1 pseudogene is annotated in these 535 nt (G+C 59.8%); it reads right to left on the bottom strand.

The features are described 5' to 3' along the window. Positions 1-514: pseudogene (locus TR61_RS19470) on the bottom strand (IS5-like element ISPst7 family transposase); the annotation flags it as partial. Between the last annotated feature and the right edge of the window lie 21 nt (positions 515-535).

Raw genomic sequence — 535 nt, 5'->3', positions numbered from 1 at the left:
AATACTGGTTTCCCTTCTTGGTCTGGTGCATTTCCGGGTCGCGCTTGCCGTCCTTGTTCTTGGTCGAACTGGGCGCATTGATCAGCGTTGCATCGACGATGGTGCCCTGGCGCAGCGACAGGCCGCGGTCGCCCAGATAGCCATTGATGACAGCGAGGATGCCGGCCGCCAGCTCGTGTTTCTCCAGCAAGCGGCGGAAGTTGAGAATGGTGGTTTCGTCGGGGATGCGCTCCAGGTTCAGCCCGGCAAACTGGCGCAGGATCGTGGTTTCGTACAGCGCTTCCTCCATCGCTGGATCGCTGTAGCCGAACCAGTTCTGCAGCAGATGCACACGCAGCATCGCCATCAACGGGTAGGCCGGACGGCCACCTTCACCTTTCGGATAATGTGGCTCGATCAAAGCAATCAAGCCCTTCCACGGCACCACCCGATCCATCTCGATCAGGAACAACTCCTTGCGGGTTTGCTTGCGCTTGCCAGCGTACTCGGCGTCGGCGAAGGTCATCTGCTTCATCGGGAAACTCGGTGGGTGGGG

Source organism: Aestuariivita boseongensis, assembly GCF_001262635.1.
Classification (GTDB): domain Bacteria; phylum Pseudomonadota; class Alphaproteobacteria; order Rhodobacterales; family Rhodobacteraceae; genus Aestuariivita; species Aestuariivita boseongensis.
Note: the sequence above shows the minus strand (reverse complement) of the source record. Positions and strands in the feature narration are given on the sequence as shown.